Annotated in this window: 26 protein-coding genes and 1 other RNA gene; 19 read left to right on the top strand and 8 right to left on the bottom strand. The window is 51.3% G+C overall.

Translation table 11 applies throughout. From position 1 onward, the window contains the following. The first annotated feature begins 64 nt into the window (after positions 1–64). The 4 genes from thrS to rplT all read left to right on the top strand — a co-directional run bounded on the left by thrS (position 65) and on the right by rplT (position 3,455). Positions 65–2,020: a threonine--tRNA ligase gene (thrS, locus tag IPQ00_01015; GenBank protein MBL0239147.1), complete on the top strand. Its 1,956-nt coding sequence runs from the start codon at positions 65–67 to the stop codon at positions 2,018–2,020. A 27-nt stretch (positions 2,021–2,047) separates the two neighbouring features. Continuing rightward, positions 2,048–2,734 (top strand): translation initiation factor IF-3, encoded by a 687-nt coding sequence (locus IPQ00_01010; protein ID MBL0239146.1) that lies wholly within the window; start codon positions 2,048–2,050, stop codon positions 2,732–2,734. Between the two features lie 47 nt (positions 2,735–2,781). Further along, positions 2,782–2,985: a 50S ribosomal protein L35 gene (rpmI, locus tag IPQ00_01005; GenBank protein ID MBL0239145.1), complete on the top strand. Its 204-nt coding sequence runs from the start codon at positions 2,782–2,784 to the stop codon at positions 2,983–2,985. Positions 2,986–3,080: 95 nt separating this feature from the next. Continuing rightward, positions 3,081–3,455 (top strand): 50S ribosomal protein L20, encoded by a 375-nt coding sequence (rplT, locus tag IPQ00_01000; protein MBL0239144.1) that lies wholly within the window; start codon positions 3,081–3,083, stop codon positions 3,453–3,455. A gap of 79 nt (positions 3,456–3,534) precedes the next feature. On the opposite strand, the gene IPQ00_00995 is transcribed toward rplT, so the two are convergent. Beyond that, positions 3,535–4,716: a glycine C-acetyltransferase gene (locus IPQ00_00995; GenBank protein MBL0239143.1), complete on the bottom strand. Its 1,182-nt coding sequence runs from the start codon at positions 4,714–4,716 to the stop codon at positions 3,535–3,537. 2 nt (positions 4,717–4,718) lie between these two features. Next, entirely contained in the window at positions 4,719–5,750 is a 1,032-nt protein-coding gene (tdh, locus tag IPQ00_00990; protein ID MBL0239142.1) for an L-threonine 3-dehydrogenase, read from the bottom strand. A 219-nt stretch (positions 5,751–5,969) separates the two neighbouring features. Between tdh and pheS the strand changes: the two genes are divergently transcribed. The 6 genes from pheS (at position 5,970) to IPQ00_00960 (ending at position 10,679) form a co-directional block, all read left to right on the top strand. Then, entirely contained in the window at positions 5,970–7,061 is a 1,092-nt protein-coding gene (gene pheS / locus IPQ00_00985; protein MBL0239141.1) for a phenylalanine--tRNA ligase subunit alpha, read from the top strand. After that, complete coding sequence (locus IPQ00_00980; protein ID MBL0239140.1) at positions 7,058–9,142, top strand: phenylalanine--tRNA ligase subunit beta; 2,085 nt, start codon at positions 7,058–7,060, stop codon at positions 9,140–9,142. Before pheS ends, IPQ00_00980 begins: the two co-directional genes overlap by 4 nt. Before the next feature lie 90 nt (positions 9,143–9,232). After that, a complete protein-coding gene (locus tag IPQ00_00975; GenBank protein MBL0239139.1) occupies positions 9,233–9,514 on the top strand; it encodes a hypothetical protein in 282 nt (93 codons plus the stop codon). A 6-nt stretch (positions 9,515–9,520) separates the two neighbouring features. Beyond that, positions 9,521–9,850 carry a cell division protein ZapA gene (locus IPQ00_00970; GenBank protein ID MBL0239138.1) on the top strand — a complete coding sequence of 110 codons (330 nt, stop codon included), beginning with the start codon at positions 9,521–9,523 and terminating at the stop codon, positions 9,848–9,850. A 58-nt stretch (positions 9,851–9,908) separates the two neighbouring features. After that, positions 9,909–10,107, top strand: a non-coding RNA gene (gene ssrS, locus IPQ00_00965) — 6S RNA. Between the two features lie 176 nt (positions 10,108–10,283). Next, the gene (locus IPQ00_00960; GenBank protein ID MBL0239137.1) at positions 10,284–10,679 is read left to right on the top strand and encodes a hypothetical protein; all 396 of its coding nucleotides are present in this window, start codon (positions 10,284–10,286) and stop codon (positions 10,677–10,679) included. A gap of 8 nt (positions 10,680–10,687) precedes the next feature. Here IPQ00_00960 and IPQ00_00955 read toward each other — a convergent pair whose 3' ends face one another. Then, on the bottom strand, positions 10,688–11,500 hold the full coding sequence (locus IPQ00_00955) for a hypothetical protein (protein ID MBL0239136.1): 813 nt from the start codon (positions 11,498–11,500) through the stop codon (positions 10,688–10,690). 86 nt (positions 11,501–11,586) lie between these two features. Between IPQ00_00955 and IPQ00_00950 the strand changes: the two genes are divergently transcribed. Further along, the gene (locus IPQ00_00950) at positions 11,587–12,546 is read left to right on the top strand and encodes a hypothetical protein (protein MBL0239135.1); all 960 of its coding nucleotides are present in this window, start codon (positions 11,587–11,589) and stop codon (positions 12,544–12,546) included. Positions 12,547–12,553: 7 nt separating this feature from the next. On the opposite strand, the gene IPQ00_00945 is transcribed toward IPQ00_00950, so the two are convergent. Genes IPQ00_00945 through IPQ00_00935 form a run of 3 tightly spaced genes read right to left on the bottom strand, consistent with a single transcriptional unit; the run spans position 12,554 to position 14,893 of the window. Next, on the bottom strand, positions 12,554–13,033 hold the full coding sequence (locus IPQ00_00945; protein MBL0239134.1) for an LITAF-like zinc ribbon domain-containing protein: 480 nt from the start codon (positions 13,031–13,033) through the stop codon (positions 12,554–12,556). An 18-nt stretch (positions 13,034–13,051) separates the two neighbouring features. Then, complete coding sequence (locus tag IPQ00_00940; GenBank protein ID MBL0239133.1) at positions 13,052–14,020, bottom strand: Gfo/Idh/MocA family oxidoreductase; 969 nt, start codon at positions 14,018–14,020, stop codon at positions 13,052–13,054. A gap of 27 nt (positions 14,021–14,047) precedes the next feature. Beyond that, complete coding sequence (locus IPQ00_00935) at positions 14,048–14,893, bottom strand: sugar phosphate isomerase/epimerase (protein MBL0239132.1); 846 nt, start codon at positions 14,891–14,893, stop codon at positions 14,048–14,050. A gap of 191 nt (positions 14,894–15,084) precedes the next feature. Here IPQ00_00935 and IPQ00_00930 point away from each other — a divergent pair, with 191 nt between their 5' ends. Then, positions 15,085–16,464 (top strand): transglycosylase SLT domain-containing protein, encoded by a 1,380-nt coding sequence (locus IPQ00_00930; protein MBL0239131.1) that lies wholly within the window; start codon positions 15,085–15,087, stop codon positions 16,462–16,464. Positions 16,465–16,552: 88 nt separating this feature from the next. Here IPQ00_00930 and IPQ00_00925 read toward each other — a convergent pair whose 3' ends face one another. Together IPQ00_00925 and IPQ00_00920 are read right to left on the bottom strand one after the other, a co-directional pair. Beyond that, a complete protein-coding gene (locus IPQ00_00925) occupies positions 16,553–17,080 on the bottom strand; it encodes a hypothetical protein (GenBank protein MBL0239130.1) in 528 nt (175 codons plus the stop codon). 20 nt (positions 17,081–17,100) lie between these two features. Beyond that, positions 17,101–18,336: a threonine ammonia-lyase gene (locus tag IPQ00_00920; protein ID MBL0239129.1), complete on the bottom strand. Its 1,236-nt coding sequence runs from the start codon at positions 18,334–18,336 to the stop codon at positions 17,101–17,103. 73 nt (positions 18,337–18,409) lie between these two features. Here IPQ00_00920 and IPQ00_00915 point away from each other — a divergent pair, with 73 nt between their 5' ends. The 7 genes from IPQ00_00915 (at position 18,410) to IPQ00_00885 (ending at position 23,651) form a co-directional block, all read left to right on the top strand. After that, the gene (locus IPQ00_00915) at positions 18,410–19,420 is read left to right on the top strand and encodes an SPFH/Band 7/PHB domain protein (GenBank protein MBL0239128.1); all 1,011 of its coding nucleotides are present in this window, start codon (positions 18,410–18,412) and stop codon (positions 19,418–19,420) included. 3 nt (positions 19,421–19,423) lie between these two features. Further along, positions 19,424–20,026, top strand: coding sequence for a glutathione peroxidase (locus IPQ00_00910; protein ID MBL0239127.1), 603 nt, complete (start codon positions 19,424–19,426; stop codon positions 20,024–20,026). An 86-nt stretch (positions 20,027–20,112) separates the two neighbouring features. Then, positions 20,113–21,213 (top strand): endolytic transglycosylase MltG, encoded by a 1,101-nt coding sequence (gene mltG, locus IPQ00_00905; protein ID MBL0239126.1) that lies wholly within the window; start codon positions 20,113–20,115, stop codon positions 21,211–21,213. Further along, the gene (locus IPQ00_00900) at positions 21,210–22,082 is read left to right on the top strand and encodes an HAD family phosphatase (protein ID MBL0239125.1); all 873 of its coding nucleotides are present in this window, start codon (positions 21,210–21,212) and stop codon (positions 22,080–22,082) included. Before mltG ends, IPQ00_00900 begins: the two co-directional genes overlap by 4 nt. Then, on the top strand, positions 22,082–22,576 hold the full coding sequence (locus tag IPQ00_00895) for a peptidylprolyl isomerase (GenBank protein ID MBL0239124.1): 495 nt from the start codon (positions 22,082–22,084) through the stop codon (positions 22,574–22,576). The genes IPQ00_00900 and IPQ00_00895 overlap by 1 nt, the downstream gene beginning before the upstream one ends. Then, positions 22,576–23,025 carry a D-tyrosyl-tRNA(Tyr) deacylase gene (locus IPQ00_00890; protein ID MBL0239123.1) on the top strand — a complete coding sequence of 150 codons (450 nt, stop codon included), beginning with the start codon at positions 22,576–22,578 and terminating at the stop codon, positions 23,023–23,025. Before IPQ00_00895 ends, IPQ00_00890 begins: the two co-directional genes overlap by 1 nt. Positions 23,026–23,033: 8 nt before the next feature. After that, positions 23,034–23,651, top strand: coding sequence for a peptidylprolyl isomerase (locus IPQ00_00885; GenBank protein ID MBL0239122.1), 618 nt, complete (start codon positions 23,034–23,036; stop codon positions 23,649–23,651). Positions 23,652–23,680 lie beyond the last annotated feature (29 nt).

Here is a 23,680-nt window from a genome sequence, read left to right as displayed (position 1 = left end):
AATGTCGGGTTTTATGGCCAAATGCCGATCTATCGACAGGTGATTTTTATCGATTGACAAGAATATGAGTGAAATTAACGTAAAATACGGTGACAACCAGCGGTCTTTCCCTGCGCCTTTGACGGTTTTAGATGCTTTTAAGGCACTCGACCGCGACGTACTAAAGCGCACGCTTGCCGCAAAGGTCAACGGTTCCGAGGTTGACTTGGGCAGCCAACTGCCGGAGACCGGTGAAACTGTATCGATCGAGCCGATCACATCGGATTCGACCGACGGTCTGGAATTGATCCGCCATTCAACCGCCCATCTGCTTGCCGCAGCGATCCTCGACCTGTTTCCGGGGACAAAGCTAGGTGTCGGGCCCGCGTTGATGGAAGACCCGCGTTATGGCTATTACTACGACATTATCGCCCCGCGACAGTTAACCGAGGCCGATCTGCCCGTCATCGAAAAGAAGATGAAGTCGATGGCCAAACAGAATCTGCCCTACCGGCGAGAGATCGTCGAAAAGGCGAAGATCTTGGATATCTTTACGGGCCGCGAAGAACCGCTCAAATGCGAATTGATCGCAGATAAGGTCACCGACACAGCGAGCATCTATTACATCGACAATTCGCCATTTATTGATTTCTGTCTCGGGCCGCACGTTCCGCATACCGGCAAACTCGGCGCTTTCAAGCTGCTTGCACTTTCGGGAGCGTATTGGAAAGGTGATGCTGAGCGTGAACAGATGCAGCGCATCTACGGCACAGCGTTCGCCAAACAAGAGGAACTCGACGCGTGGCTCAAGCAGCGTGAAGAGGCCGAAAAACGAGATCACCGTAAGCTCGGGCGCGAACTCGACCTGTTTTCGATCTCCGACGATTATGGCCAGGGTTTGATCCTTTGGCACCCGAAAGGCGGCATCGTTCGTATGGAGATGGAACGTCTTCTCAAGGAAGAACTAGAAAAGCGAGGTTACAGTTTCGTTTTCACTCCGCACATCGCCAAACGCGCTCTTTGGGTAACGAGCGGCCACGAGGGCAACTATTCCGACTCGATGTACGCTCCGACGAGCATTGAAGACGAAGAATATCGCCTTAAGCCGATGAATTGCCCTTTTCACATCGGCATTTACAAATCAAGCCCGCGTTCGTACCGCGATTTGCCGCAGCGTTACTCTGAAATGGGTACCGTATATCGTGCTGAGCTTTCGGGTACGCTGCACGGTCTTATGCGTGTACGCGGATTCTCGGTGGATGATGCCCATCTCTTTGTCCGCCCAGACCAGGTCCACGCGGAGGTGGCAGACTGCCTCGATTTCGCGATCAAGGTATTTGAAACCTACGGCTTCGACAAGGTCAAATTTGAACTATCGGTTCGGGGCGGAGCAGAAAATAAGGGCTATCTCGGCTCAGATGAAGATTGGGCCGCCGCTGAGGAACAACTCGCGAGTGCCCTAAAGGAACGCGGCATTTCATACGACCGTATCGAAGGCGAAGCGGCATTCTACGGCCCGAAGATCGATATTAAGATCGAGGACGCTATCGGCCGTGTCTGGCAACTCGGAACTATCCAGCTGGATTTCAACCTACCGGAACGATTCGATCTGGAATACACCGGCGATGACAACCAAAAGCATCGCCCGTATATGATCCACCGAGCATTGTTCGGGTCGATCGAGAGATTCTTCGGTGTCCTTATCGAGCATTATGCCGGAGCCTTTCCGCTCTGGCTCGCGCCGGTGCAGGTTACGGTATTGCCGATCACTGACCGGATCAACGATTATGCCGAGCAGGTCGCCGCAGAACTTCGAGATGCGGGATTTCGCGTCGAGGCAAACACCCGTTCAGACAAGATCGGTGCCAAGATACGGGACGCACAAATGCAGAAGATCCCGTATATGCTAGTCCTTGGCGACCAAGAATTAGAAAACAAGCAAGTCGCGGTTCGCGAACGTAAACAGGGGGACATCGGTGCGATGTCTCTAAATGAGTTCAAGGAGATGATCACGCTTCAGAAAGAAAAGCGTAGTCTCTAAGATCGCCCATTAACAAAGGAGGCACTTATCGCTAGAAGATTTGGTGGAAATAGATTTAAGCCGCGGTTTCGGGAACCGCTTCACCGCACGAATGAAAGAATTCGCTCCCCGTCAGTCCGCGTTGTAACCGAAGACGGCGAAACGCTCGGCGTGATGGATGCACGGGACGCGATCCAGGAAGCACGGAATCGGGGTATTGACCTGGTCGAGATCGCGCCGAATGCGAAACCGCCGGTTTGCAAGATCATCGATTACGGTAAATTCCTTTACGAGCAAAAGAAAAAGGCTCACGAGGCGAAAAAGAAACAGGTCACAGTGCAAGTCAAGGAGATCAAGTTTCGCCCGGGTACCGATGATCACGATTATGATTATCGTAAAGAAAACGCCCGGAAATGGCTTAATGACGGCGATAAGGTTCGAGCGGCGATCGCATTTCGCGGTCGTGAAATGACGCACCGTGAACTCGGTGCCAAGATCCTTAAGAAATTGACCGCAGATCTGGTGGACATTGCCGATGTCGAGGTTTACCCGAAGATGGAAGGCTATCAGATGTTTACCATCTTCGTTCCGAAAAAGACGAAAGTAGCCGAGAAAAAGGCGGCAACGGCAGTCGACGATAAAAAGCCCGAAAAGGCCGAAAAGGTTGAAAAAGCACCCAAGAAGGCGGTTGCCAAGCCTGCACCGGCCGAAAAGGACGACGACGAAATATTTTAGAGAGCACATTAAGCTACTCGAGCTAAGTTATACAAAGGAGAGAGGTTATGCCTAAATTAAAAACACACAAAGGCGCGGCAAAGCGTTTTCGCTCTACTGCCAGCGGCAAGTTCAAACGCGGACACTCGCACGCTCGCCATATTTTGACCAAAAAGACTTCAAAGCGTAAACGCAATCTTGATATTGACGTTTTGGTGTCGGAAGGTGATCAGAAGCGCGTTGAGAAGATGCTGCCTTACGGACGCAACTAACGAAATTACGAATGATGAATAGCGAACGATGAATTGCGGTGGATTCACTGCTCGTCGAATTCGATTCATTATCAACTACTGAAAGGAGTTAAAAAATGCCAAGAGCAAAACGTGGGAATAAGCGTCTAGAGAAACGCAAAAAAATATTAGCCTTAGCCAAAGGCTATCGTGGGACAAAGTCGAAACTTTATCGTTCGGCTAAGGAATCGGTCGAGCGTGCGTTGAATTTTGCATACACGGGCCGAAAGCTGAAAAAGCGAGACTTTCGCAAGCTGTGGATCGTTCGTATCAATGCGGCCTGCCGCCTGAATGAGATCAAGTATTCGCAATTTATTCACGGCCTGAGCCTCGCCGGTGTTGAACTTGATCGCAAGGTTCTAGCCGATCTCGCCGTCAAACAGCCAGAAGCTTTTGCAGCGATTGCCACACAGGCAAAAGATGCATTGGGTAAAAAGGCAGTTGCAGCTTAGTTATTGAGCTTTCCGGCAGATCGCCGGAGAAATAACAAAATTCTGGCGTGGAACCGATGATGTCGGCACCACGCCATTTTTATATTCCGACTTCAGCCTTGGCTTCTGCAAACTTTTCGATAGCTAGGTCGAGATCCTGCTTTGAATGCGCGGCCGAGACCTGAGTCCGGATACGAGCCTTCCCTTTCGGGACTACCGGGAATGAGAACGGAATCACGTAAATGCCCTTCGCCAATAGAGACTCGGCCATCTTAACGGCAGGCAAAGCCTCACCGAACATCACAGGTACGATCGCGTGTTCGCCGGGCAGAACATTAAGACCGATCGAGGCGATATTCTCACGGAAATATCGAGTATTGTCTGCAAGCTTATCGCGAAGTTCAGTCGAGGCGGACAGCATATCTATGGCCGCAATGGCGGCTGTAACTATCGGCGGTGCGACGGAGTTTGAGAAAAGATAGGGACGCGAACGCTGCCGGAGCAGGTCGATGATCTCCTTTTTTCCGCTTGTATAGCCGCCCGACGCTCCGCCGAGGGCTTTGCCAAGCGTGCCGGTGATGATATCAACGCGACCCATTACGCCGCAATGCTCCGGAGTGCCGCGGCCGGTTTTGCCGATAAACCCAACAGCGTGCGAGTCATCGACCATCACCAATGCATTGTATTTATCAGCCAGGTCGCAAACTGCGGCGAGGTTGGCGATGTAGCCGTCCATTGAGAAAACACCGTCGGTCGCGATCATCTTAAAGCGTGCCGTAGAAGCTTCCTGCAGTTTCGCCTCAAGGTCAGCCATATCGTTATTCTTGTAACGAAAGCGCTGCGCCTTGCTCAGCCTGATACCGTCGATCACACTTGCGTGGTTAAGTTCGTCAGAGATGATCGCGTCTTCTTCGCTCAAAATGGTTTCAAAAAGGCCGCCATTCGCGTCAAAGCACGACGTGTATAGGATCGTGTCATCGGTGCCGAGAAACTCGCTTATCTTGCGTTCAAGCACTTTATGGATCGTCTGCGTACCGCAGATAAACCGTACGGACGAGAGTCCAAAACCCCAGTCATCGAGGCCTTGTCGTGCAGCGGCGACGATATCAGGATGATCGCTCAGTCCGAGATAGTTATTCGCGCACATATTCAACACGGTGTTGCCGCCAACCTCGATCCTCGCGTCCTGTGGGCTCTCGATCACTCGCTCCGACTTGTAAAGGCCGGCTTCCCTGATCTCATTAAGTGTATTGGTCAGTTGCTCTTTGATATTGCCGTACATACTTAAATCTTGCTCCAGTCGAGAATTACCTTACCGCTATTTCCCTCACGCATTACCTCAAAACCCTTTTCAAATTCGCTATAGTCGAAACGATGCGTGATCACGGGTTTGATATCGAGGCCTGACTCCAGCAGTACGCTCATTTGATACCACGTCTCGTACATCTCGCGGCCATATATGCCTTTGACCGTAAGCATATTAAAGATGACGGTCTTCCAGTTGATCGAAAACTCTTCGGATGGGATACCGAGGAAAGCGATATTACCGCCGTGCGTCATATTTGCGAGCATATCGCGAAACGCTTGCGGATTACCGGACATCTCCATCCCGACGTCAAAACCCTCTTTCATTCCGAGTTCCTTCTGAACGTCAGCGATCGAAGTTTCCCGGACGTCAACAGCGAGTGTCACGTCAAACTTCTTGGCGAGTTCGAGGCGTTTCGGATTCACGTCCGTTATCACCACGTGGCGTGCACCGGCGTGCTTCGCGACCGCCGCCGCCATAATGCCGATCGGTCCCGCACCTGTAATAAGTACGTCTTCGCCAAAGACCTCAAATGCAAGTGCAGTATGTACCGCGTTTCCAAATGGATCGAATATCGCTGCGACATCAAGGTCAATGTCCTTGCTGTGTTTCCAGATATTGGTGTACGGAACGGCCATATACTCAGCAAATCCGCCGTCAGTATTGACACCGTATCCGAGCGTATTTGCACACTTATAGCGACGGCCTGCAAGACAGTTGCGGCAGCGTCCGCAGACAAGGTGGCCTTCGACGCTGACGATGTCGCCGACGTAGAAATCATTTACATTTGAACCAACCTCGACGATCTCGCCGACAAGTTCGTGTCCGAGTATCGTCGGGACTTTGATCGTGCTCTGAGCCCACGCGTCCCAATTCCAAATATGGACATCGGTGCCGCAAATGCCCGTGCGTTTCATCTTGATCAATACATCATTTATGCCGAACGTTGGTTCCGGAACATCCTCCAGCCAAAGCCCGACCTCCGCCTTACTCTTAACGATCGCTTTCATGATCTTAAACTCCCAAACGAATTTTTTGACTATTGCTAATGCAATGATAATACCGCCTTTGCAATGCGTACACAAAGCCCGGCTTTACCAGTTCGGGCACGACTGAGAACCTATTTGCGGCAAATACAGATAATGTTTTACCTGAACGTCTAAGCCTGATAAAATCAAGGTTTATTGTTTCTGCCTAGGAGGAACATTTTTTTGTTAAAGCAATAGAATATGTCTGAAGTAAGAGAAAAGGTCGATGAGGTCAAAAATGCCTTCTTCGATGAATTTGAACGCTTTCGCGAACTGGATCTGAGCAGCGCGTCATTGGCTTCGGGCGAGGAGCTTTCACGCGATCTGGCGGAATTAAAGATTCGCCATACCGGAAAGAAATCGGCGATCGCCGGCACAATGAAATTGATCGGTCAGGTTGCACCTGAAGAACGCGGAGCGTTCGGTCAAATGGTGCAGTCGGTCGAAAAGGAAATTGTTTCGTCGATCGAAGCGGCCGAAACCACACTAAACGAATTCATCGTTAACGCACGGATCGAGCGTGAGCGACTGGACGTAACGCTACCCGGCCGTCGGCCACGCACCGGGCATTTGCACCTGATAACGATCCTGAGAGAAAAGATCGAAGATATTTTTGTTTCGATGGGCTATGCGATCGAAGATGATCGCGAGATCGAGACCGACTATTACAATTTCGACGCCTTGAATATACCCGAAGGCCATCCGGCACGGGAATCACAGGATACGTTCTACACGACGCAGGGCTTTGCTCTACGGTCGCAAACATCGACGGTTCAGATCCGGGCAATGGAACGCCGCGGCGTACCGATCCGCATCATTGCACCGGGTAAGGTCTTTCGCCGCGACACGCCGGATATGACGCACGTGCCGATGTTTCATCAGATCGAAGGCCTCTGCGTCGACAAAGGCATCACGATGGCACATTTGAAAGGCACCGTTACCGAATGGCTCCAACGCCTCTTTGGTGACGATACCGTCACACGATTTCGGCCGTCGTACTTCCCCTTCACCGAACCGTCGGCAGAATTCGATTTTTCGTGTTTTAAGTGTCACGGCACCGGCAAATTTGGAAATGACCGCTGCCGTCCGTGCAAAGGTTCGGGCTGGATCGAACTCGGCGGCTCCGGGATGGTCCATCCGAACGTCCTCAAAGCCGTCGGCGTAGACCCTGAAGTGTATTCGGGTTTCGCATTCGGTTTCGGCCTCGAGCGGATGTGCTCAATGATGTACTCGCTAGACGACATACGACTGATGTTCGACAACGATGTGAGATTCTTGGAGCAATTTAGATGAACATCAGCTATAACTGGTTAAAAGATCTTATAGATATAGAATTGCCGGCGGCGGAAGTTGCGGAGCAATTGACGCGCGTTGGTCTAGCCGTTGAAGGCATTCATCCTTTCGGTGACGATTTTGTGTTAGACATAGATCTGACATCAAATCGCCCTGATTGCCTCTCACATCTCGGCGTTGCCCGCGAATTATCCGTTTACACCGGAAAGCCGGTCAAGATCGGCCGCGGGGATGTTAGATACGACGTTCCGATGCCCGCGGTGCTTGCAGGCGACATTGTCCGAATCGAAGCCCCGGAACTTTGTCATCGCTTTACGGCCAGAATCATCCGAAACGTAAAGATCGGCCCGTCGCCGCAATGGTTAGTCGACCGCCTTGAGGCGATCGACGAGCGTTCGATCAATAATGTTGCTGACATCACCAATTATGTTATGCACGAGATGGGGCAGCCAATGCATTCCTTCGACCTCGATAAGTTGAGCGGTGGACGGATCGTGGTGCGCAATGCGGCATTGAGCGAGACGATCACGACCCTTGATGAAGTTGAGCGAAAGCTGGACGATTCAATGCTTATGATCTGCGACGCGGAAAAACCGGCGGCGATCGGCGGCATTATGGGCGGACTTGGTTCGAGCATCACCGACGCTACTGTTAATGTTTTGCTTGAGGTCGCGTTCTTCAAACGCGAGAATATCCGCTCGACGTCACGTAAGCTAAACCTGGCAACCGAAGCAAGTTACAGGTTCGAGCGTGGTGTCGATATCGAAAATCTAATTTGTGCATCCGATCGGGCTACCCAATTTATTTGTGAATTGGCCGGAGGTACCGCTGATGACCTGATCGACATCTACCCGACAGTTCACCGTTCCGTACGCGTGATCGCAAAGGATATTGCGGCTAAGGTACGCCGACTAACAGGTCTGGACGTGGACGCGGATGAATCTGACCGGATCCTCGGCTCGCTCGGCATCAGCGTCGAAGTTTCCGATGAGGGCGTGAAGTCGTACCTTTCACCATCGTGGCGGCACGACGTCGTGATCGAAGAAGACCTTGTCGAGGAAGTCGCACGGCACGTCGGTTACGAAAATATCGGTGCGGAATTGCCACCCGCATACGGTGCCGGCGAGTATCAACGCAACGAACCGCGTGAGAAGCGGTTGCGTCAAACGCTTGTCGACCGCGGATTTGACGAGGCGATCTCGTATAGCTTTATCGATACGCGTTTTGACGAGATGATCGAAACCGTTCCGGGACTTATGGTGCAGGATGCCGATACGCGATTTGTCACTCTTAATGACTCTGTCATCGAGGGCTCTGTCAGAATGCGGCATTCGATCTTGCCGGGCCTTTTGGATGCAGTACGCCTAAATATCAATTACCAACGCCGCGACATCAGACTTTTTGAGATCGGTAAAGCGTTTGCGGCGGGCAGAGATGGCGAGCCGCCCAACGAGCAGGAACTATTCGCGTTGGTTGTTACCGGCGGAGACGTTATGCAAGACCGAGCAATGACGATCCGCGAACTAGACTTTTACGACGCCAAAGGTGCGGTCGAGGCCGCAATGGACGCTGTTGGCGTTAATGGCTTGACCTTTACCTCGGCGGATCTGAAACATCTTCGGCGCGGACAGTCGGCGTCGATTGCAGTGTGCGGTCAGATCGTCGGTTCAGTTGGACGATTGAGCGATGACATCGCGGCGGGATATAAGTTCAAGCAGCCCATATATGTCGCAGAGATCAACTTGCAGATGGTTTTGGATCGATCTGTAAAAAATCCGATATATCGTCCGCTACCCAAATTTCCGGGTATAACGCGTGACGTTTCATTGATCGCCGATCGCGATATCGAGTATGCGTCGATGCGAGATGCGATAGCCGGGCAGAATGCGGAGCTTATTAGGTCTGTAGATTTTGTCGATGTTTACGAAGGTAAAGGGATGGCTGAAAACGAGCGTTCGGTGACTATCCGCATCGAATATCGAAGCGACGACCGGACGCTGGTAGATTCCGAGATCGACGGCCTGCATTTGCAGGTTTTATCCGAACTCGAACGAAAAACCGGTGCAAGACCCCGGTTTTAGGCTTCAACTTAATCTTTTACTTGAAGTTTTGAGGAAAAGTCCACATAATCACAGTCTAAACAGTTACTACCCAAACTTGGAGAGCAATAAATGAACGGCCTAACGGGAATGGAAAAGTTCTCGCACCTAGAGGACAAGATCTATTTGACGATCGAATTCGTCAAAAAGCTTCGTGAAGAGAAGGAAGGCGTGGCTGGCAAATTTGACGACCTGCGGGCGGAGCTTGCCCTGGCGGTCGATCGAAATCAGCAACTCGAGGCCCAGCTTCAAGTAATGCTTTCAGAACGTGACGCTATTCAGTTGAAAGTAGAGGCGATGCTCGAGGCTATGACCGTAATTGACCCTGAAGTGGCGAGGGCGATCGGGAGGTAATTAGTTATGAGCGAAGAAAAATCGCTTCGGGTCGAGATCTATAACCAGACTTATAGTATTCGCTCCGACGGCGACAACCAATATATCCATAATCTAGCTGATTATGTGGATACCAAGATGCGCGATATTTCGTCGGGCACGCTGACTGTTGACTCATTAAAGGTCGCGATCCTGGCCGCATTGCATATTGCCGACGAGTACCATCAACTGCTCGGTGCACAGTCGCAGATGGACTCACAGTTGGGTATCCGGAGCTCGGAATGCAGCGAGATGCTTGACCGTATCCTCAAACACCGCGAACCGATCCCGCTAGATTTCGAGCCTCAGCAACAATGATCGCTCGCCTCTTGCTAATCGCTAATACCGTTGTGATATAGTTCTCTTAGGCGAAGGAAGTTTTCTGCGTTGTTCGTCCACGGACGCACATACAATTGAGCCAACATATGAATGCCGGGAGGCTAATGCCGCTGTCAGTGCGATCCCTCAAGGGGGAAACGCCATAGCCAACGGCTCTGATGCACGCAAGTGCAAAAGGCCACCCACCTGACCAATCAGGTTCAATTCATACGTCCGAACGGCAACGTGGTTTCCGCTCGCCGCAATATCTAATATCTATTACCAAGATCATCGGTGTTTTTTTTGTGGATCGGTCTACGCAAAAAGGGTTCGGACATCCGTCATTTAGTAAGTGAGTTTACGGAGGTAAAAGAAAATCGCACAGATAGAAGGCAACGCCGCCTACATCCCAGCTGCAGATTTTGTTCCGAAAGTGGAGCGATGTCTGAATCTATTAAAAACCAAAGCCGGTGCGTATTGCGTCTGGTTCGATTCGTACGCACTTAAAATAAGGGCCGCTAGGACGAGCGGTGCTAATTTTGCGGATAAAGCCATCGATATCGCAAAACCGACGTTTGACGCCTCGGACACTTGGTTGGCAAGCGTCATAATCCACGAAACAATTCACTTCTGGCAATATCGATTCGGTAAGTACGAGGCGGGAAGCGTCGCCGAGACGGAAGCAAATCGATACCAACTCGGCGTTCTGCGACTGCTTGGGGCCCCTCAATCGGAGATCGCGTATATGCAAAGCCAAAATGGCGGCCACGCCGACCGAAATGGCGATGGCAAATACGATTGGAACGATTACCAAGATCGAACATATTAAGATTTTGATCAGTTCTTGGATAATTCGTCTTCGGATTCAAGTTCGGCACGTATCTCCTGTGCCATTTTCGCCTCTTCTAGCGCCAGGGGCAGATCTGACACCCGCGCCGATAGTTTCTTTAATATTAATTCAGAATCGGCGACGGCGGATCCGCGTACTGATGCGGCTTCGATCATCTGCATACGTGTTTCCGCTTCGGCTAGCATCACTTTTGCTTCCTTGTTGATCGAATCGATCTTTGTGATGTCACCGGCGAGGGTCGCTTGAAAATCCTTTGAGCTTTGTATGGCCAACTGCTTGAGTTTCTGCTGACGACGCTGCATCAACTGAAGTTCCCTCTTTGAAGACCGTATGATGCGGCTCGCGGTAAGCCTTGTCGCCAGCGTATCGCGATATGCGTCGGCCAACACTTCGTCACGAGCTGAGATCTCCTTCAAGGATCGCCGTTCATTTGACCTTAGTTCATTTTTGAACCAGTCGACTTCCTCTGCCCGGATGCCGTCGGCAGCGATCCTTTCGCGCATTTCGGTTGTCCAGTTCGCTCGCCGATAGCCAAGGTAACCGGAAATACCCAAACCGATCAAAAAACCTATCGCTCCGGCTATAAGCCCAAAAAACAGAAACGCCGCTGCCGCCGGCGGCGTCGCGCCGAATATAAACATCAGCGTGAAAAAGACGATCAGCGGCAGTCCGCCAAGCACAATCGGCGCCGCGACAGCTCCGACCAAAAGGTTGCGGCCCTTTGCCAGATCGCGGCGTGTTACGTCATATCTGAGCGAAATATCGTTCATCTTATGGTTGTACTTTACAAACACTGTCAACGCAGTTCAAATTTACGTCATCACAAAGTTTATTAATACGATCAAAATGTATTATCATTTCATCACTTTTAGACTTTCTCCGAATTATGACACCACAAGTGGAAAAGCATCTAATTTCGATCGTGATCGTAATGGTGGCGATGGTGTCGTCGATCGTTGGCCAGGAAACCAAACCGATTGACAAGCAGAAAGTGCGTACGGTCACTGTCCCGATCTCGATCTTTACCAAGAAAGAACTTAAAACCGATCAGACCGAAGAATTTATCCAGGCCGACCGTCTGATCGTTAGGGAAGACAAAGAAGAGCAAACAATATTGTCGATCCGTAGCATCACCAATACCCCGCTTGCCCTGCAGGTATTGATACAGGACGACCTTTCCGGCAACATCAATCTACAGCTATCTGAGATTGCCACATTTATTCGGAGCCTGCCTCGAGGTTCGCGGGTAATGGTCGCGTATATACACGGTGGAACTCTGCTCGTTCGAACCAAATTCACCGAAGATCTCGAGAAAGCCGCAAGATCCCTCCGCATCATCGCGACTGGCTCAACGCCTTCCGGTAATGGGCCCTACGGCGGCGTTTCGGACGCTGTGGGTCGCTTCGATGGGCTTCCGTCAGGACGGAGGGCGATATTTCTGGTTTCGGACGGCCTGGACGCTTCACAAGGCTTGACGGCTTTTGCGTCGCTGCAGTCGATCGAACTCGACCAGGCGATCACGAGATCGCAGCGTCGAGGCATTGCAATCTACTCCATCTATTCGCCGACGTTACTGACAGAGTCAGGCAATGCCGGCACTGTGGCCTCGGCACAAGCCGCACTCAGTAAATTATCCGACGAGACGGGCGGCCGTGCCTTTTTTTCGGGCAGTCTCGGTCCGGTGAGCTTTGAACCTTATTTTAAGGATATGTCGCTGCTCTTGAGCCGCCAATTTGCCCTCACGTACCTCTCGACCCATATGAAAAAGGGATATCACAAGCTTGAGATAATAAGCACCAATCCCGAAGTTAAAATCGAGCATCCGAAAGGTTATTTTTACAGATAGATGCTGATTAGCCGATCTTCATATTGCAGCCCGGACAGATCCTGACATCTTCCTTGATCAACAGACCGATCCAAAAAAGCGGAAAAAAGAATACAAGTAAGACGGCAAACGTGATCCATCCGGCGGTGGAAATGCGGCGCTCGACCCTTGGCACAAATTGACTCATACAGTGCGGGCAGCGGTATGGTTGGCCAAACTGCTGGCCACCCTGATGCATAAGTGTCTGCGGTCGATAGCCACCCATCGGAGCTGTAGCTCCAAGTGGAGCGATCGGCGCGGTGCTATCGATCGTTTTTCGAGCTTCGTTCGAGGTGCTAAACTCGTCTGTCTTCCACGCGTAAGGCCGGGGTGCGGCGTAGTCGAAGGGTTCGGATTGCGTTGCCTTCTGCTGTGGAATCGGCGGTTGGACACCAAATTTAGAACCGCAAAACCGACAAAAGTAACTTTCCGGGCTATTCAGATTTCCACAATTTCCGCACTTGATCATAAAAATATGCCAAACAGGCTAAAATCGGACACGTTCACCGGACCGAATGGATGCATAAACAGACTCGACAAGTTCGACTGACTTAAACCCGTCGAACGCCGTAACCGGCGGCGGCGTGCCATTAATAATAGCGTCGATAAACGCCCGATCTTCCTGGACGTAGCCCCACCGCTCTTCTTTCTCGGTCATATGAAACGTGATCGTCTCAAAATTAGCATCCATTCCGCGTGAATCGAGTATCCGTTCCATTTCCTCGGTCATTATAGTCCGATGATGACAAAATACCTCGATCCGCTCAAATGGAAAGTGCCAACTCGCATCCGATGACGATGCGAAGGTACAGTGAAATCCGCTCTTGAACTTAAAAATGATCGAGAATTCATCGAGTTCCGGGTATTCGTGCTGCGACCCGTAGGCGATCAGTTCATCGATCTCACCAAACTGAAACCTCATCATATCGAACAGGTGAATGGTCGTTTCGTACAAAAATCCGCCGGTCACGTTAACGTCGCCGGTCCACACCGGATTCTTGAGCTCGCCGCGGTTCATTTTGATGTGGGCCGAATGAGCCTTATCCTGTCCGATAAATTCTTTTAGCTTGGCGTACACCGGAGCATATCTGCGATTATGCCCAACCTGAAATACGCCGCGACCGCCGTCGGCGATCTCAAGCAATTTGCGTGCATCCGGGATTCCGATCGAGAAGGGCTTTTCACAAAATACGTGTTTCCCGGCGGCGACCGCGGCCGACGCGATATCGATATGCGTGCGGTTAGGCGTACACACCAGCACTGCATCGCAGTTGTCCAAAAGCTCGTCTTGCGATGTACAGACCTTACCGCCGATCGAGCGGGCCGTTTTATCTGATCGTTCGGGCACAATGTCGTACAACGCTGATATTACAGCCTGCTCCTCCCGTGCAAATATCCGCCCGTGAACGTTGCCGATAAATCCCGTACCGATTATTCCGATCCTTACCTTGTCCATAATTAAATTCGACGGTCAGTGCCGGTACTACCAACTTCCGCCGGCCGCATACTGGCCGAGTCCCAATACTTCCTCAGTCGCGGCTTTTGCTCGTCGAGCGACATCGAACGGATCTTGTGCCCAGTATTCCGGCCGAAAGATCTCGATGCTGACCATTCGGTTATACCCGATCCGATCAAACCGCTCCTTGATCTCAGCGATCGGCAGTATCCCCATCCCGGGATAGAGTCTTTGAGCGTCCGTGAGTTGCTCCTTCGGCAGATCCTCGGCGTCATTTATATGGAATATAAATAGATTCTCGGGGTCTAAAGTGTCGATCGCCTCGAACGTGGAATTCCCCACGTAGAAGTGAAAGGTGTCGATCACTACGCCGATATTCGGTCGGTCAATGATCTCGATTATTTCCTTTGCAAGGTCCAGCGTCTGGACGCTGCAATCGGTTTGCCCCAGAAACTCAAAGGCGAGGCCAACCCCGTGGTGCTGTGCAATGTCTCCAAGTTCATTGAGTACTTTCACCGATTCGTCGATTATACCCTGTTTGGTGGCACCGTCCGGGAGTTTGCCCGGGACTACGACGATGTAAGGGCAATTTAACTCACCGGCGATCGCGGCGAGCTTCTCGCACTCATCCTTTATCGCTGAATAATCTTCCGGCGTCCGGAATGTAATGTGCTCGATCGAATTGATCGACCACGGCTCAAGCGAGGATTCTTCAAGCAGACGGATCAGGTCGTGAACGGAATTGTCCTGAAGGTAATCAAGCAATTTCGATTTCCACAATTCGATCAGATCGAATCCCGCTGCGTGTGCGGCTTTAATGTCAGTTACCAGGTCGGCGTGCATCGTGGTCGCGCCGTTAAGTGCAATTTTCATCTTTCTGGGGTGCCGAATTCGGCAAATTAAAACGAATTTTATCACGAATATTTGGTAATATGTAGGTTCACGGGCTCGATTCTTTACCGCCCTATGTTGTAAAAGTTTGTGTTGCAACTTTCTTGGTCGGCAGGCCGTCATAACAGGAGTACGGAGAGATGGTAGATCTAAGCGTTCTCCGCGAAAGAATAATGAAAAAACTCTTTGCCGCGTTCATATTTGCAATATGTCTTTGCTTTTCAGTTTCGACTCAAACTTCCACTGACTCATCACTGAGGGGTATTACAGCCCTGGATGAAAAGGATCGCGACGAAAACGGCAAGCTGATGACGCTGCCGGCGGCCGAACACATCACACGTGGATTCGTTTACCTCGACAATCGGCACTTCCCTGAAGCTCAGGCTCACTTTCAGCGTTTTCTGGACGTTTACCCGAATGATGCTCTATTACCCCGTGCATTGTTCGGTATGGGCAGATCTCTGATGTGGGAACGTAAATATATCAGTGCAATACCGTTTTTCGGCCGCGTGTCTGCCGAATTTCCCGCTACGAAGGACGGCCGCGAATCGCTCGCATTTATGGGAGCCTGCCACGTTCGTCTCGGGAAAAACGAAGAAGCAGCAAAGATCTACGATCGATATACGTCTATGTATCCGACCGGTGAACGGATTGATTCGGCGTATTTGAACATCATAGACGCCCTGCGCGAGGCCGGAAAATATACGGATGCGAACGAATGGGTCGAAAAAGCAAAGATGCGCTTCGAAAATACGCCGACCGCTATCAACGCAATGCAGGCACGAGTGAGAATGGAGATCTCTCGCAAAAACTGGATGGATGCCATTGTCGCCGCCGACGAACTATTGAAAGTAAAGTCTTTCAGCGGTTCGATGGCAACCGATGGTGAGATCAAGTATCTGAAAGCCCTCGCTCTCGAAAGCTCCGGCAAGCGCTCGGAGGCAATGACGGTATATGCGTCGATACCGGACGTTAACGGCTCATATTTCGGCGGACTGGCTTCAGATAAATTGAACACAGGAAACCGGGTCAAGCGGATATCACAGGTGTCATCGACCGCGTCCAAAGACTTTCCGGTGATGTTTCGTAGTGAGCTAATGCAGTACTCCAAGCCGAAGGGTATCGATCCGCGTTTTCTGTTGGCGATAATGAAACAAGAAAGCAGTTTCCGCCCAAATGCAAAATCACCTGCGGCGGCACTAGGGTTGCTCCAACTAGTATTTGACACTGCCAAAAAATATAATGAGCGGGCGGGCATTCCGGTTATTACGCCCGACGATCTCTACCGCCCATCGGTAAACATAGCGATCGGCACCGAGTACGTCGTCGAATTAAATGAGATGTTTGGCGGAATGTACGAGGCCATTGCCGCGAGTTACAACGGCGGAGAGGACAATGCTGCTCGCTGGCTAAGCCGGACTAACCCTAAAGAGGCCGGCGTTTTCACCTCCGAGATCGGATTTGCCGAAACCAAGAACTATGTTTTCAAGGTGATGACAAACTATCGCGTTTATAAAGCCCTCTATGACGAGAACCTTGTGAGACGGAATTAATGCTTAAGCCAGACGCATATCCGGCTCAAAATTAAAAGGCTCGTCAGTCGCTGATCCGACTGACGAGCCTCCGTGATTTCGGTCGTTCTTAGAAACTCTGCAGATACCATCTGCCTTTTACGAGTTTTAACTGAAACTCCTCTTCCTTTTTGCCGTCGTCACCAAAGTTTATTTTCACTTTTGCTAAGTCGCCGTTAATTTCAGGTGCACCAACAATCTTCCCGGTTCGGAAATCCTTACGAAATTCCCCTAATTGTTTGTCGTCCGCGCTCCCAATTCCACAAATTGTTTTTGAGTCTTTATCTGCCGAACCGTCCGGATTGCAGAGACCTGGAAGATTGGACATACGCCCCGCTTTCGCAGCGTAAAAAATATCCTCGACCACCTTTTCCGGCCGGTCGTAAATACCGCCGCTCGGTGCGGAATCCGGTAGCGAACTGTCCGGAACTCCCCTGCCGGGAGATGCCGCAGGCGATGCCTGTGACGAATTGCCGGAATTTGCAGTTGTCGTGCTGTTTGGTTTCGGCGGGTCATTGGGGGCGGTGTTTCCGCCGCACGCTGTAAATCCGCTCGCTGTAAATAATATTCCGACCAAGATCAAATTGAATAAACGCATAATGCTCATTTCGTAGCTACTTATTGTTCGGCCCAATCTCCCTGACCTTGGCGGTCAAGTTGGTAGCCCTTTTTACAAAGTGATTCCTGCACGTCGCGAGCGTGGCTCTCATCTCGAACTTCGAGGATCATCTCGATACCGACCGTACCAAGCGGAGCGAGCCATATCGCCCTCTGATGATAGACCTCCACAACATTCGCACCGGTCTCCGCAACATTATTGAGTAGGGCGGCAAGCATTCCCGGGCGGTCGATGACCAACACGCGGAAAATGACATATCGGCCTTTTCGAACAAGGACCTGCTCCAGAATGCGCGCGAGCAGATTACCGTCGATATTTCCGCCGCAGAGAACGGCGCAAACGTGATCGTCAGCTGTAACTTTTATCTTTCCGGCGAGCAGAGCGGCGACTCCGGCGGCGCCGGCACCTTCGACGACGAGCCGACTATTCGACACGCAATGATAAATGCCGCGTGCGATCTCCTCTTCGGTGACTTCGACCACGTCATCAACGTATTCCTTGATCAGCGGCAAGGTCAATTCACCCGGACGTTTAACTGCAATTCCGTCCGCTATCGTGGGCCGAGCATCAAAGGTGACCGGTTTGCCCGCCTGAAGCGATTGCCGAACCGCTCCTACATTTTCTGCCTGGACGCCGATGACACGCACATTAGGCAGAAGAGCCTTGACTGCGATAGCGATCCCGGAAATTATGCCGCCGCCGCCGATCGGCACTACAACAACCGTCGTTTCCGGAGCACCTTCGGCGATCTCGAGTCCGATAGTTCCCTGCCCCGCTATGACCTTTTCATCATCGAACGCGTGGACATAAATATAGCCGTGCTCTTCCTGCAGACGGCGTGAATTTGCGACAGCCTCGTCAAAGCTCGAACCCATCAGCAGAACTTCGGCCCCGTATGATCGCGTTGCGAGAATCTTGGTCAGAGGGGCAAACTCGGGCACGACGATCGTCGCCGAGATGCCGAGGAGCTTAGCTGCAAGCGCGACGCCCTGAGCGTGATTGCCCGCCGATGCAGCGATGACGCCGCGCTTCTTCTCTTCATCGGTAAGGCTCGACATGCGATTATACGCCCCGCGGATCTTGAATGAACCTGCCCGCTGCAAACATTCGGCCTTGAGAGATGCGGTTGCACCGATCTCTGCCGAAAGTTGTTCATCGGCAAGGATCGGTGTGGAATTAATAATGCCGTTGAGCGTTGCTCGGGCGGCTTCAATATCGCTTAGTTTGACCGTCATAACTGTCGAGAATTATAGCAAACAAGTTTGAAATAGAGTATATTTGGACTATCACAAAAGTGCGGAGGAAATTATGGAACTATTTGGTTTAGGTGCGGTATTTCTTGTATTTTTAGGCATTGCCCTTCTGACAGTTGCGTGGAAAACGATAAAGATCGTCCCACAGTCAAGTGTATTGCTCATCGAGCGTCTCGGCCGATTTCATCGGGTCGCTAACAGTGGACTGAATATCATAGTTCCATTTTTCGAAGCACCGCGAGCGGTCTATTGGTCGGGCACACGGCCCGGCACGACGTTCATCGACCTCCGCGAACAGTTTATCGATATGCCGCCGCAACCCGTCATCACGCGTGACAACGTGACGATCAATGTGGATTCGGTCGTTTATTGGCAGATCACCGAACCGATGAAATCGGTTTACGAGGTCGCTGATCTCGTTGGTGCGATCGTCCAGCTGACAATTACCGGAATGCGTTCAGTGATGGGCGATATGGACCTCGACCACACTCTCTCAAACCGCGACCAGATCAACGGCAAACTCAGACTGATTTTGGATGAAGCGACAGATAAATGGGGCGTCAAAGTCACGCGAGTCGACGTCAAGAATATTAATCCACCGGAAGACGTTCGGATCACGATGGAAAAGCAGATGACCGCCGAGAGAAATCGTCGTGCATTGATCCTACAAGCCGAGGGCGACAAGCAGGCCGCTATCACTCGTGCCGAGGGCGAAAAGCAAGCAGCGGTAACTCGCTCGGAAGGCAACAAGCAGTCCGCGATCCTGGACGCCGAGGGCGCCGCACAGGCAAGGCTTGTTTCGTCGACCGCAGAAGCTCAGGCGATCGCACAGATCGCAGGAGCGATCGGTGACCGACGCCAGACGGCTCAATACCTGATCACTTCGCGATATGTCGATTCAATGCGCGACATGGCTCGAACACAAAACTCGAAAGTGATCTTTATGCCGATGGAAACTTCAGGCGTGCTTGCGAGTGTCGGTGCCTTTAAGGAAATATTTGCCGCGACCGGTGAGACTCCGGAATTGCCCAAAGCACCGCGCGGCCCACGTGAATTGGAGAAATAGTCTATGTTGAAGATCGTTGGAGTTCTTTTGATCCTAATAGTCGGTGCCGGCGTCGGTGCGGCATACAAGTACGGGTTTATCCTAAACCCGTCACCGACCGCACCACCGCCGGAATCCTCAGTGTACGACTTTACGATGCGCGATATAGACGGCGAAAATGTCAACCTCGGTATTTACAAGGGAAAGGTCGTGATGATCGTCAATGTCGCCAGCAAGTGCGGTTACACCCCTCAATACGAGGGACTGCAGGCATTGTATGAAAAGAACAAAGGTAGCGGACTCGTCATACTTGGTTTTCCGGCCAACAACTTCTTGAGCCAGGAACCCGGAACCGAGGCGGAGATCAAGGAGTTTTGCTCTACGAAATACAAGGTCACATTTCCGATGTTCGCAAAGATCTCGGTCAAGGGTGAGGATCAGCATCCGTTATATACTTATCTGACAAATAAAATATCGGATCCAGAATTTGCGGGTGACATATCTTGGAATTTCAACAAGTTTCTAATAGATCGGCACGGTAAAGTAGTCGCCCGATTTGGCTCAAAGGACACGCCGGACGGTGAGGCCATAACATCCGCAGTTGCAAAGTATCTGGCGGATAAATGATAAATGACGGGCGATAAGGTCCGAAATTGTGATGCGATCCACGAATTTTGCCGCTGGTGAGATTCGTGGACGTTTTGTTCTTGAATATGAAAATCTTAAGTTTTGTTTTCGGGCTTTTGGCGATCGCGGTTATTACGCTTTGCGGTTTTAGCTATTGGGTCTATAGTTCGGTCAGCCAAACACGAACGCACGACAAGGCAGATCAATACATCAAGATCGAAAAGGGTTCGACTCCGCGAGATATAATTGCAAAACTCTCGGCAGAAGGTATTGTGCCGAGCGAAACGGCGACGATGATCTATCTTCGGTTCCTGGGCGACGGCAGCAAATTGCAAGCCGGCGAATACCAGTTCCCGTCCCCGATCTCGACGATCCAAGTGCTGAAGCAGCTTGAGAAGGGCGAGGACCGCACCGTCAAGTTGACCATCCCGGAGGGATTTACACGTTTCGATATCGCAAAACGGATCGCTGAGAAATTCGGTAAGGCCCAACCTCAGACAGTCGGAGCTCCGGACTCGCTCGGATACGACGACAAGGCAGTACTTGCTTTGATGGACGACATCTCATTGATCAGAGATATTTCGCCGAGCGCCCCCAATCTCGAAGGCTATATGTACCCAACGACCTACAACGTCCCGCGTGACGCCAGGGCGGCTGACATTATCAAGCTGATGGTCGAGCAGTTTCGCAAATTTTGGAAGCCAGAGTGGTCAGATGCGGCCCGCAGGATCGGCCGCACGCCGCACGAGATAGTCACGATCGCTTCGCTGATCGAGACCGAAACCAGCGTCGAGGCTGAACGCCCGATAGTCGCGGGCATTATTAACAACCGCCTGGCCAAAAACATTCCGCTCGGGATCGACCAAACAAATGTATATATCGCCAAAATGCTCGGCAAATGGGACGGGACGATCCACAAAAGCGACCTTGAGGTCGATTCGCCGTACAACACGCGGATAAAGACCGGAATCCCGCCAGGTCCGATCTCGTCCGTCACGGAAAGCTCGATCAGGGCGGCTCTCGAGCCAAAGCCGAACGATTATATATTCTATGTACGTAATGTAGAGTTGAATGACGGTTCGCATTGGTTCTACAGTTCGGCGGCGGAGTTTGAAAAGGGCAAGGCCAAATATCAACAATGGCTCGAAAAGGAACGACAGGAAAAGCGATCGGGCGAAAATCAATGATCAAGTTACTCGCCCTCGACCTCGATGGCACAACACTAAATTCAAAGGGCAAGGTGTCTGAGGCAAACCGAAAGGCGATCGCCGCTGCCGAGGACGCGGGAGTCTTGGTAACGATCGCCACCGGTCGTCGATTTCGAGACGCTCAACCGGTCGGGATAGATCTCGGACTTAATGCGCCGATGATCACGCACAACGGTGCATTGGTCAAATATGCCGACTCGGGAAAAACGGTCGAGTACTCGCTTCTGTCTGATGCGACAAGCGTGGAGATCGTATCCGTCGGAAAACGTCTGGGCGGCGACGCAATGGTCAGTGCGGATCCGCACGGGATGGGCACAATGTTGTACGACCGCGTCTCCGAGCACAATCGGCCATTGATGAAATACATCGCCTGGTCGCAATCACTTCACGGTGACGCGGCGGATCTGTCGATCATCCACGTTCCGCTGCTCGAGGATGTCATACACGACCACGACGTGGTGCATATATCGTTTTCCGGCGAATGCTCAGCAATGTCCTTGCTCGAACGTGATCTAAATGAAGAATTTGGCGAAAGCATTATGATCTTGGCGACCGTTTACGAGCAGCTTGATTTCACGCTTCTCGACATTCTGCCGCCAGACGCGTCTAAGGGACACGGTGTATCGCGTTTGGCCGAGATACACGGATTTCTACCCGAAAATATAATGGCGATCGGCGACAATTTTAACGACCTCCATATGCTCAATTACGCCGGGACACCGGTGGTGATGGGAAATGCCGACCCGAAGTTGCACACGATGGGGGAATTTTATACAACATTAAGTAATGATGAGAGCGGCGTCGCCGCGGCTATCGAACGTTTTATCTTTAATCAGGAGAATAATTAGTGAATAATCGAATTGCAGTTTTGGAAACAAACAAAGGAACGATCAAATTTGAACTTCTCGAATCTGACGCGCCGAAAACAACCGAGAATTTTCGGCTCTTAGCCGATAAGAATTACTATGACGGTGTAATATTTCACCGCGTCATCCCCAACTTTATGATCCAGGGCGGTGATCCGCTTGGCGAGGGATATGGCGGCGAGTCCGCCTGGGGCGGCAAATTCAATGACGAGATAGATCGTTCGTCGCCGCTCTATGCCGGTTCCTACGAGAAGGGTACTGTAGCAATGGCCAACTCCGGCCCAAACACCAACGGATCGCAGTTTTTCATAATGCACATAGACTATCCGCTGCCGCCAAGCTATTCCAAATTCGGGAAGGTCATCGAGGGTCAGGAGGTAGTCAATGAGATCGCCGGTGTCTCCAGAAATCATAACGATAAGCCGGACGAACCGATAGTTATGAACAAGGTCTATATCGAGGAATCATCGGCGTAGTGCGAGCGATCGTTCAGAGGGTTTCTCGTGCAAAGGTAACGGTTGGTGAAACCGTCACAGGCCAGATTCCCCGTGGATTGGTCGTGTTGCTCGGAGTAACGCATAATGACGGCAAGTCCGACGCCGATTATCTGGTGGACAAGGTGGTCAATCTTCGCGTCTTCGACGATAGCGAGGGTAAGATGAATCTTTCACTGGTTGATATCGGCGGCGGCCTGCTTATAGTGTCGCAGTTCACACTCTATGGCGACACCCGGCGTGGTCGGCGGCCGTCGTTTATAAACGCGGCACCGGGAGCGGCCTCCGAAGCTCTTTACGATTATTTCGTTGACAAGGCCCGTGAGACCATAAATTTGGTGGAAACCGGTCAATTTGGTGCGATGATGGACGTCGAACTGGTAAACGATGGCCCGGTGACGATAATGCTCGATAGCGAAAAATCGTTTTGAACAACAATATGAGAAATTATCTATTACTATTGCTCCTCGTGATTGTGGTCGGTATTGCCGGATGTGGCGACAAAAAACCCGCAACCAATGCTGCACCAAATGTCACGAAAGGAGTCGCACCCATCGCTGATCCTGAGATCGCCGTGATCGAGATGGAAAATTCGGCTGCCTACGGGACCATAAAGATCGAATTATATTCAAACATCGCGCCGAAGATGGTGGCTCGCTTTAAGGAACTCGCGAAGGAAGGTGTTTTTAATGGCACCACATTCCACCGCATCAATCAGTCCGTGATCCAAGGCGGCGACCCGCTTTCAAAGGACGCGGACCCGAGCAATGACGGAACGGGTAAATCCGCCAAACCGAACGTTCCGGCCGAGTTTTCGGATCTGAAATACGACACCGGAATAGTTGGTGCGGCGCGCGGCCAGGATTTTGACTCGGCCAATTCCCAATTTTTTATTACGCTGAAACGCGAGTCGGGCTTCGATAACCGCTATACGATCTTTGGCAAGGTCATTGACGGCATGCAAAATGTACGTACGATCTCAGGCGTCCAACCCAAAGAGGGTGAAAGGCCAATTGAGCCCGTACTTATCAAGAGTGTGACTATTGTTCCGCGGTAAACGCATCTGATATCATAACTTTTGCGCTT

Source organism: Chloracidobacterium sp., assembly GCA_016720705.1.
GTDB lineage: Bacteria > Acidobacteriota > Blastocatellia > Pyrinomonadales > Pyrinomonadaceae > OLB17.
The sequence above is the reverse complement of the archived record's forward strand: the minus strand, read 5'-3'. Positions and strand labels throughout refer to the sequence as shown.

Coding starts and splice junctions, on each gene's coding strand:
- IPQ00_00910 (MBL0239127.1), top strand. CDS start 19,424: ATGTTGAAGATCGTTGGAGTTCTTTTGATCCTAATAGTCGGTGCCGGC.
- IPQ00_00935 (MBL0239132.1), bottom strand. CDS start 14,893: ATGAAAATTGCACTTAACGGCGCGACCACGATGCACGCCGACCTGGTA.
- IPQ00_00915 (MBL0239128.1), top strand. CDS start 18,410: ATGGAACTATTTGGTTTAGGTGCGGTATTTCTTGTATTTTTAGGCATT.
- tdh (MBL0239142.1), bottom strand. CDS start 5,750: ATGAAAGCGATCGTTAAGAGTAAGGCGGAGGTCGGGCTTTGGCTGGAG.
- rpmI (MBL0239145.1), top strand. CDS start 2,782: ATGCCTAAATTAAAAACACACAAAGGCGCGGCAAAGCGTTTTCGCTCT.
- thrS (MBL0239147.1), top strand. CDS start 65: ATGAGTGAAATTAACGTAAAATACGGTGACAACCAGCGGTCTTTCCCT.
- IPQ00_00970 (MBL0239138.1), top strand. CDS start 9,521: ATGAGCGAAGAAAAATCGCTTCGGGTCGAGATCTATAACCAGACTTAT.
- rplT (MBL0239144.1), top strand. CDS start 3,081: ATGCCAAGAGCAAAACGTGGGAATAAGCGTCTAGAGAAACGCAAAAAA.
- IPQ00_00940 (MBL0239133.1), bottom strand. CDS start 14,020: ATGGACAAGGTAAGGATCGGAATAATCGGTACGGGATTTATCGGCAAC.
- IPQ00_00930 (MBL0239131.1), top strand. CDS start 15,085: ATGAAAAAACTCTTTGCCGCGTTCATATTTGCAATATGTCTTTGCTTT.
- IPQ00_00885 (MBL0239122.1), top strand. CDS start 23,034: ATGAGAAATTATCTATTACTATTGCTCCTCGTGATTGTGGTCGGTATT.
- mltG (MBL0239126.1), top strand. CDS start 20,113: ATGAAAATCTTAAGTTTTGTTTTCGGGCTTTTGGCGATCGCGGTTATT.
- pheS (MBL0239141.1), top strand. CDS start 5,970: ATGTCTGAAGTAAGAGAAAAGGTCGATGAGGTCAAAAATGCCTTCTTC.
- IPQ00_00920 (MBL0239129.1), bottom strand. CDS start 18,336: ATGACGGTCAAACTAAGCGATATTGAAGCCGCCCGAGCAACGCTCAAC.
- IPQ00_00975 (MBL0239139.1), top strand. CDS start 9,233: ATGAACGGCCTAACGGGAATGGAAAAGTTCTCGCACCTAGAGGACAAG.
- IPQ00_00995 (MBL0239143.1), bottom strand. CDS start 4,716: ATGTACGGCAATATCAAAGAGCAACTGACCAATACACTTAATGAGATC.
- IPQ00_00945 (MBL0239134.1), bottom strand. CDS start 13,033: ATGATCAAGTGCGGAAATTGTGGAAATCTGAATAGCCCGGAAAGTTAC.
- IPQ00_00925 (MBL0239130.1), bottom strand. CDS start 17,080: ATGCGTTTATTCAATTTGATCTTGGTCGGAATATTATTTACAGCGAGC.
- IPQ00_00900 (MBL0239125.1), top strand. CDS start 21,210: ATGATCAAGTTACTCGCCCTCGACCTCGATGGCACAACACTAAATTCA.
- IPQ00_00980 (MBL0239140.1), top strand. CDS start 7,058: ATGAACATCAGCTATAACTGGTTAAAAGATCTTATAGATATAGAATTG.
- IPQ00_00950 (MBL0239135.1), top strand. CDS start 11,587: ATGACACCACAAGTGGAAAAGCATCTAATTTCGATCGTGATCGTAATG.